This window comes from Ramlibacter sp. PS3R-8 (genome assembly GCF_037572435.1).
GTDB lineage: Bacteria > Pseudomonadota > Gammaproteobacteria > Burkholderiales > Burkholderiaceae_C > Ramlibacter.
The window spans coordinates 213,104-220,907 of record NZ_JBBHGT010000008.1 but is presented as its reverse complement, the minus strand read 5'-3'; the positions used below and the strand labels follow the sequence as shown (position 1 = coordinate 220,907).

The window sequence follows — 7,804 nt, the reverse complement described above, 5'->3', positions numbered from 1 at the left end:
CGTCCGTGTCGAACGACCTGTTAGGTTGCATCCGCTTCTCCTTGCACCACGTTCAACATGGACCAATCCGGCGCACAGGTGGGAAGGGGGTGCTCAAGGATTTGAATCTCCTGTTGCTCAAGCCCCGCGTCAATACCGCACGTTGCGGTTCGCAGTGTTGAGAAGCGGCGAAACCAGAAGTAGCGGCTCCAGAAGATGGACTCGGGGGACCACCCAGCCTGGAGGAAGCGATCTGCGGATTGCGTCAACGCCAAAAAGGCACGAAGCGCCGTCCCGGCCACTGGCTCGGACAAGGTGTCCGAATCTATGCCAGCGACCGACGGCTCGCCCGACACGCTGAAGACGGCGCCAGGGTCGCGAATGAGTTGGAGCGCCACCAGTGCAACCTAACGTAGAAGTGACCGGCGACCAACAGGAGCGCACGGAGTGCGCAGACGCCGTTGGGCGTCCGTGTCGACTGCCTCGTTATGCATGGCGTTCAGAGCCACCCAAACCACCGAGCCTCCATGCGAATTGTCGTCGCCGGTCATGGAGCGAAGTGCGCATGGTGCGGGCATTCTCTCCGCGTGCCCGGACCTGTCAACTGTCCGAAGTGGGGATGCATGCTGCGCCCAACGGGCGCGCGGGACTACCGCTTGCACGCCAGGACGTCGCCATTGAAGAACCTTCGGTGCGGCACCGGCTGCGTGCTCCTTTGCAGGCCATCGCGACCGCCTTGGCCAGCCACCAGCCTTCAACCACTACTTGTCCCATGCGGCATAACGTAATGTAGACCGCACATCCCAACCCGCGACCCCGCATCTGCTGGATAACGTCGCTAGGGTCGAAGCGGTAAGCCGTTGCTGCATCACGATATTTGTTTGCCGGTGCTGGATAACAACTTTAATAAATCCAGATCAGGATTCCCGCAAATCCGAACCTGGTCGCAGCATCCGCGAATCCCGCGACCCATGCTTTCCTCCTCCAAATGGAGTGCGATTGCTTGACGGCGCGTCGCACCGAGCTACACTGTATTTTCATACAGCCAAGGCGCTCGTGTCCCACCGTACGCTGCCCGCCCTGCAGTCCACCCGCCTGCTGGACCAAGTCCGCGAGCGGGTGCGTTATTTGCACTATAGCCTTCGCACCGAAGAGGCCTATGTGTATTGGGTCCGCTTCTTCGTTCGATGGCACGGCATGAAGCATCCGCGCGACATGGGCGCTGCGGAGGTTCAGTCGTTCCTCACCATGCTTGCGACGCAAAGGCGCGTCTCGTCATCCACGCACAACCAGGCGCTCAGCGCCGTTCTGTTCCTGTACCGCGAGGTGCTGGGGGCCGAGTTGGCCTGGATGAACGACCTGCAGCGGCCGTCCCGGGCGCGACGCATTCCCACCGTGCTGACGCCCGCTGAGGTGTCGCGCTTGCTCGAGTCCATGGAAGGGGTGATCCGTGTCGTCACCCGCCTCCTGTATGGCACGGGCATGCGATTGATGGAAGTGCTGCGACTGCGCACCAAGGATGTCGATTTCGACAGGCAGGTGATCATCGTGCGGGAAGCCAAGGGAAACAAGGACCGCGTCGTGATGCTGCCTGCTTCCATTGCGGGCGAGTTGCGGGCGCAACTGGCGGCAGCTCGCGATCTGTGGCAACAAGACTGCCGCGCCGGACATGGCGGCGTGGAGGTGCCACATGCCCTTGAGAGAAAGTATCCGAAGGTCGGCCAGACCTGGGGCTGGTTCTGGGTGTTCCCGTCACCAACGCTGGCGACGGACCCTCAAACCGGCGAGGTCCGCCGACATCACCTTTACGAGGAAAGACTCCAGCGCGCCATCAAGAAGGCCATGGCTGTGGCGGACATCAACAAGCGCGTCTCGGCGCACACGCTGCGCCACAGTTTCGCCACCCACCTGCTCCAGTCAGGCACCGACATTCGCACGGTGCAGGAATTGCTTGGCCACAGTGACGTGAGCACCACCATGATCTACACCCACGTGCTGAAGATCGCAGCGGGCAGGACGGCAAGTCCGCTGGACGCCATTCGCCAAGACTGACAGGCGGGCCGTCAGACCCGCGGTGCCTCAACCATGCGCATACCGCAGAATCGCCACGAAGTGGCACCCGCTCGCCCCCAGCACCAGCAGGTGCCAGACGAAATGCGCATAGGCGATCTTTTCGTCGAAGTGGAAGACCACCGCGCCCAGGGTGTACAGCACGCCGCCGGTCACGAGCAGGGCCAGGCCCTCCATCGGCATGGCGCTCATCAGGGGTTGCAGGATGAAGACGCACAGCCACCCCATGCCCATGTACAGGCCGGTGGAGATGAAGGGGTGCGTCAAGCGGTTGGCGCACTTGGCCACCGTTCCCACGGTGGCGGCGAACCAGACGCTGGCCAGGAACCAGTAGCCCTCTTCGGCCAGGCTGCCCAGCACGAAGGGTGTGTACGAACCGGCGATGAACAGGAAGATCGCCGCGTGATCCAGTCGGCGCAGCAGGTCCTTGGTCGGTCCCTGCGGAAGCCAGTGGTAGGCCGCCGACACGGTGAACAGCAGGATCATCGAGGCGCAATACACCGCGGCGGCCAGGCCGTGCAGGCTGCCGGCCTGCATGGCGTTTTCGATCAGCTGGGGGCTGAAAACCGCCGCCAGCAACGCACCAATACCGTGACTCAGCGAGTTCGCGATTTCTTCATTCGGCGTCTGGGCGCGGGCGATGGCGGTGTGGGCCATGGAGGTTTCTCCTTGGCTGAATCTTCACGCCGCCCCATTTCGGGGCCTGTCGGCCCGAATGGCCGTGCTGTGTCAGCGGATGCCCAGCCCTGGCCTCAGCCAAGGGCTTCCGGCTGCACCCGCCACCAGGAGGGCAGCAGCTCCCGCACGGCGGGGCGGGCGAAGCGGTCGTCGATCAAGTACACGATGCCTTTGTCCTCCCGCGTGCGGATGACGCGGCCTGCCGCCTGCACCACTTTCTGGATGCCGGGGACCAGGTAGGTGTAGTCGTACCCGGAGCCGAAGACGTCGTCCAGGCGCGCCTTGAGCTGCTCGTTGCGCGCGTTCACCTGCGGCAGCCCGAGCGTGGCGACGAAGGCGCCCACCAGCCGGTCGCCGCGCAGGTCGATGCCCTCGCCGAAGCTGCCGCCCAGCACCGCGAAGCCGACGCCGGCGCCGCCGGGCGCGAACCGATCCAGGAAGGCCTGCCGGCTGCCTTCGTCCATGCCGCGCACCTGCGTCCACACCGGCACCTCGGGGTACCGGCGCTGGAACTCTCCCGCGACCAGCTCCAGGTAGTCGAAGCTGCTGAAGAACGCCAGGTAGTTGCCGGCCTGGACAGCGTAGCGGTCGGCGATCAGGCGCGCGATGGGGACGGCCGACCGTTCCCTGTCGGCAAACCGGGTGGAGATCCGGCGCACCACCTGCACTTCGAGTTGATCGGGCCCGAAGGGCGATTCCACGTCGATCCACGCGGTGCTGTCCGGCAGTCCCAGCATGTCCAGGTAATAGCGCGGCGGGCTGAGCGTGGCGGAGAACAGCGTGACGCTGCGTGCGGCAGCGAACCGCGGCCGCAGGAAGCTGGCCGGGATCAGGTTCTGGATGCGGACGGTGGCCGCCGGCTTGCCGAAGCCAGCGCCCTGCTCCGTGAGTTCGATGACCGAGTGGGCGCCGAAGGACTCGGCCAGGCGGTGGAAGGCAAGCGCGTCGAAGTAGAACTGCTGCAATGGCGCGTCCGCGCTGCCGGGCGCGGCTTCGGCGAAGTGGGACTCCAGGGCGGCGCTGGCGTTCTTCAGCGCCGTGAGGAAGGACGCCGGCAACGCCTCGAGCGTCCCGTCCGCGCGTTTCTCCGCTTTGCGCAAGGTGTTCCAGCCGCGGTTCAGCTTGTCCAGTGCCGGCCGGACGGCGGCGGGCGCGGTCGAGCGCACGGCTCGCAACGCTGACTGGTCCAGGTCCGCCGAATACATCGCGCGCGCCCGCTCCACCAGGTTGTGCGCCTCGTCGGCCAGCACGCCCACGCGCAGTTCGTCGCCGAGCGTCATCGCGTGCAGCATGGCGCTGCCGTCGAACCAGTAGTTGTAGTCGCCCACCACCATGTCGGCCCAGCGCGAAAGCTCCTGGCCCAGGTAGTACGGGCACACGCCGTGTTTCAAGGCAACACCGCGCACGGCCTCCGCGCCCATCGCTGCGCTCTGCAAGCTCTCGGCGCGCGCGGCGGGCAGGCGGTCGTAGAAGCCTTTCGCCAGCGGGCACGCGTCGCCGTGGCAGGCCTTGTCACGGTGTTCGCAGGCCTTGTTCCGCGCCACCAGTTCCACCACGCGCAGCGGCAGGCCGGGAGCGGCATGGCGGATCTGCTGCGCCGCGTCCAGCGCGAGGCGGCGTCCGGTGGATTTCGCGGTGAGGTAGAACACCTTGTCCAGCGCTTGCGGCGCCGCCGCCTTGAGCATGGAGAACACGGTGGCGATGGTCTTCCCGATGCCGGTGGGCGCTTGCGCCAGGACGCAGCGGCCGGTGGCGGCGCCGCGGTACACGGATTCGGCCAGTTCGCGCTGCCCGGTCCGAAAGGCCGGATGCGGGAAGGACAGCGCCGCCAGCGCCTGGTCCCTGCCGGCGCGGTGCGCCAGCTCCTGCTGCGCCCACGCCAGGAAGTCGCGGCAGCAAGCTTCGAAGAACGCCTGCAGCGACGAAGCGGAATGCGCCTCCTCGAAGACAGTCTCCTGTTGCGTGACGATGTCGAAGTACACCAGCGCCAGCGTCAGCTGCTGCAGCCCGCGCGCCTGGCAGATCAGCCAGCCGTACACCTTGGCCTGCGCCCAGTGCAGGTGCCGGTGGTTGGCAGGCTGCCGGGCGAGATCGCCGCGATGCGTCTTGATCTCCTCCAGCCGGTTCAGCACCCCGTCGTAACCGTCGGCCCGCCCCCGCACCGCGAGCTGCTCGAACTCGCCGCGCAGGCTGATCTCCGTTTCGTACGCCGGCCCGCGCCGGGCGGCGACCAGCTGGTGGCCCGCCATGCCCTCCTGTGCGGTCGGCGTGGGGGTGAACCGCAGGTCCAGGTCGCCGCGCTTGGCGGTGAATTCGCACAGGGTGCGAACGGCGACGGTGTACTGCATCCGCTGATCTTAAGCCGCGGCAGGCGTGACAATCGGTGGATGTCCAATCCGCCGCTGCTGTCCCTGCTGCTCACGCTCGTCGAGGCCCTGGCCACGCTGGCCTTCGCCTTGTCCGGCCTGCTGGAAGCGGCTCGCAAGCGGCTGGACGCCGTCGGGGTCTGCCTGGTCGCGGGGCTGGCCGCCTTCGGCGGCGGCACGCTGCGCGACGTGCTGCTGGACCGGCGGCCTTTTTTCTGGGTGGCGCATTCGGAATGGTTGTGGGCGCTGCTTGCGCTGTGTGCCGGCGCGATGTTCTTCCTGCGCGCGCGCCACTTCGCGCCCACCGAGCGTGCGATGCAATGGCCGGATGCACTTGGCCTGGGACTGTTCAGTGCCAACGGCACGCAACTGGCGTTGGGGCAGGACCTGCCCGGCATCGTCGCCGTGCTGATGGGGGTGATCACCGCCACGTTCGGCGGCGTGTTGCGTGACATCGTGTGCAACGAGATCCCGGCTGCATTGCGCGACCATCGCCCGTACGCCATCTGCGCTTTCATCGGGGGGTGGGTGCTGGTGATCGCGCAGCACCTGGGCGTGCCGCCGGGCCTGGGACTGGTGGTCGGCGCGGCCGTCGCCAGCGGTTTGCGCGTGCTCGCGCTTGTGACCGGGTTCACGTTGCCGCGGTGGTCGTCGGGGCACGATTGAGCAGCGTGTTCGTAGGCCGGCGGTCAGCGCGGAGCCGAACCCCGGTTTCGACAACCTCCACTACTTCGTCGCTGCGACCAACGCCGACGCCAGCTGCACCGCCGCCTTCGGGCTTGCGCCCTTCCCCGTGATCGCCAGCGCCGGCGACGCCGCGAGCATGCGCTCGAACACGGCCCGCACTTCGTCGGCTTCGATGGACTCGATCATCGCGATCGCCTCGTGCACCGGCGTGACGCTTCCGTACACGAAAAGCTCCTCGACCGCGCGCTCCATCGCGGCATAGCTGCGCTCCGACGACTGCACGCGCGACACCGCCAGCTGGTTCTTCGCGCGTTCCAGGTGCACCGGGTCGATGCGCCGCGCGTGTTCGCGCAGCAATGCGCCGGTCGCCGTGATCAGTTGCTCCAGCTTGTCGGGCGTGGTGATCGCGTGGACGACCATGTTGAACCAGGCATCGCCATGTTCCGACGATGTCTGCGCGTTGTAGGCCAGCCCCAGCCGCTCGCGCACCGTGTCGGTCAGCGGCGACGACATGCCGCCGCCGAACAGCGTGGAGGCCAGGGAGCCGGCCACCCGCCAGCGCTGCTGCCCGATCTCGTCGGCCAGCGCCGGCGCCACGGGATACGACAGGTTGACGAACACCTGTGAGACCTGGGTGAAGCGCTTGCCCATCGCCTTGCCGATGTGCATCGGCGCCGGCGGGGCAGTGGCGGCCTCGCCGCTGCGCCGCATGCCGGAGAACAGGCGCGCCGCATCGGCCATGAAGGCATCGACGTCGAAGTTGCCGGCAGCGGCCACCACGGTCTTTTCGGCGACGTAGTGCGACTGCACGTGCGCCACGACATCGGCCCGCGTGAAGCGCTCGATGTTTTGCAGCGTGCCGATCACCGGCATGCCCAACGGGTGGTCGCCCCAGATGGCGCGGTCGAGCAGCTCGCCCGAGTTTTCTTCCGGGTCCTCCGCGTACTCGATCGCCTCTTGCCGGATCACGTCCAGCTCGCGCTCCAGTTCCGCCTGGGGAAAGGTGCTGTTCAACACGATGTCGGCCGTCATGGCGAGGAACCGGTCGACGTGCCGGCCCAGGCCGCTCATGAAATACGCGGTGGTGTCCTTGCTGGTGAAGGCGTTCACGTCGGCGCCCAGCCGCTCGGCGTCCAGGTTGATCTCCTGCACCGACCGGGTGGCCGTGCCCTTGAAAGCCATGTGCTCCAGCACGTGGCTGATGCCGTTGGTTCGCGGCGACTCGTCGCGCGAGCCCACCCGCAGGAACACGCCGACGCTGGCGCTTTGCACCTGGGGCATGGGGATCGCGAGCAGCCGTACGCCGTTGGGCAGCGTCTTCACGATGGCGGTCATCGGCGCTGCCCGTCCTGCGCCAGCAGCAAGGCCTTGGCGGCCTCGATGCGCAAGTGCATGTCCGCATGGGCGTCGTTCATCACCCGCAGCAGGAAGCTCCGGGGATCATCCTGCTCCGCGCCCTGCGGCAACGGCATGCTCGCGGATGCCACGGGTTTCATCCGCTGCATCGCACGCTGCAAGGCCTGCGGAGCCATGGATTGCAGCCGTGACAGCAGTTCCGCCTGCGCCTCGACACCTGGCGGCATGTCCAGCCAGGGTCCCGCGTCGAACAGGGTCGCGAGGTCTTGCGTGACGAAAGCGGACCAGCGATCGGGGCCGACCTGGAACGGAGGCATCGGCGCGGGGTGGAGGTTGAACCGGATGCGTTCCGGCGGGACTTCTCGCAGGAAGTGCGCACGCAGCGACGCCAGGAAGCGCTCCGCCTCGGGCGCGGCGACTGCCTGCGGGAAAGAAAACCAGAGCTGGTGCGCATCCGACCCGTTGACCGCAATGCCCGGCGCCGGCAACTCCAGCTCGGCCTGCACTCCCTGCCACACCTTCGCCAGCTCGGTCCAGCCGCCGGCGCCTGCCAGTTCGAGCACCGCCGCGCGGCCCGTTCCGTAGAGCCGCTGCGACTCGGCTTGCAATCTGTTCATGCGCCCCACTCTACCTGCTCGCCTGCTTCAGCCTGGAGTCCGGCCCCGCGA

At 67.1% G+C, this 7,804-nt stretch carries 6 protein-coding genes; 2 read left to right on the top strand and 4 right to left on the bottom strand.

Annotation, left to right across the window (positions count from 1 at the left end; genetic code table 11):
* Positions 1-978: 978 nt before the first annotated feature.
* A complete protein-coding gene (locus WG902_RS22195; protein ID WP_445263721.1) occupies positions 979-2,031 on the top strand; it encodes an integron integrase in 1,053 nt (350 codons plus the stop codon).
* 27 nt (positions 2,032-2,058) lie between these two features.
* Here the strand turns inward: WG902_RS22195 and trhA are convergent, their stop codons facing one another.
* Both trhA and WG902_RS22185 read right to left on the bottom strand, forming a co-directional pair.
* The gene (trhA, locus tag WG902_RS22190; protein WP_340062388.1) at positions 2,059-2,706 is read right to left on the bottom strand and encodes a PAQR family membrane homeostasis protein TrhA; all 648 of its coding nucleotides are present in this window, start codon (positions 2,704-2,706) and stop codon (positions 2,059-2,061) included.
* A 95-nt stretch (positions 2,707-2,801) separates the two neighbouring features.
* Positions 2,802-5,075, bottom strand: a complete 2,274-nt coding sequence (locus tag WG902_RS22185; RefSeq protein WP_340062387.1) for an ATP-dependent DNA helicase — start codon at positions 5,073-5,075, stop codon at positions 2,802-2,804.
* Positions 5,076-5,114: 39 nt separating this feature from the next.
* Here WG902_RS22185 and WG902_RS22180 point away from each other — a divergent pair, with 39 nt between their 5' ends.
* A complete protein-coding gene (locus WG902_RS22180) occupies positions 5,115-5,759 on the top strand; it encodes a trimeric intracellular cation channel family protein (RefSeq protein ID WP_340062386.1) in 645 nt (214 codons plus the stop codon).
* A gap of 60 nt (positions 5,760-5,819) precedes the next feature.
* Here the strand turns inward: WG902_RS22180 and WG902_RS22175 are convergent, their stop codons facing one another.
* Together WG902_RS22175 and WG902_RS22170 are read right to left on the bottom strand one after the other, a co-directional pair.
* A complete protein-coding gene (locus tag WG902_RS22175; RefSeq protein ID WP_340062385.1) occupies positions 5,820-7,115 on the bottom strand; it encodes a M16 family metallopeptidase in 1,296 nt (431 codons plus the stop codon).
* On the bottom strand, positions 7,112-7,753 hold the full coding sequence (locus tag WG902_RS22170) for a hypothetical protein (RefSeq protein ID WP_340062384.1): 642 nt from the start codon (positions 7,751-7,753) through the stop codon (positions 7,112-7,114). Before WG902_RS22170 ends, WG902_RS22175 begins: the two co-directional genes overlap by 4 nt.
* Positions 7,754-7,804 lie beyond the last annotated feature (51 nt).

Excerpts from the sequence above, each read along its gene's own strand:
- WG902_RS22180 (WP_340062386.1), top strand. The coding sequence starts at position 5,115 with ATGTCCAATCCGCCGCTGCTGTCCCTGCTGCTCACGCTCGTCGAGGCC.
- WG902_RS22175 (WP_340062385.1), bottom strand. The coding sequence starts at position 7,115 with ATGACCGCCATCGTGAAGACGCTGCCCAACGGCGTACGGCTGCTCGCG.
- WG902_RS22170 (WP_340062384.1), bottom strand. The coding sequence starts at position 7,753 with ATGAACAGATTGCAAGCCGAGTCGCAGCGGCTCTACGGAACGGGCCGC.
- trhA (WP_340062388.1), bottom strand. The coding sequence starts at position 2,706 with ATGGCCCACACCGCCATCGCCCGCGCCCAGACGCCGAATGAAGAAATC.
- WG902_RS22185 (WP_340062387.1), bottom strand. The coding sequence starts at position 5,075 with ATGCAGTACACCGTCGCCGTTCGCACCCTGTGCGAATTCACCGCCAAG.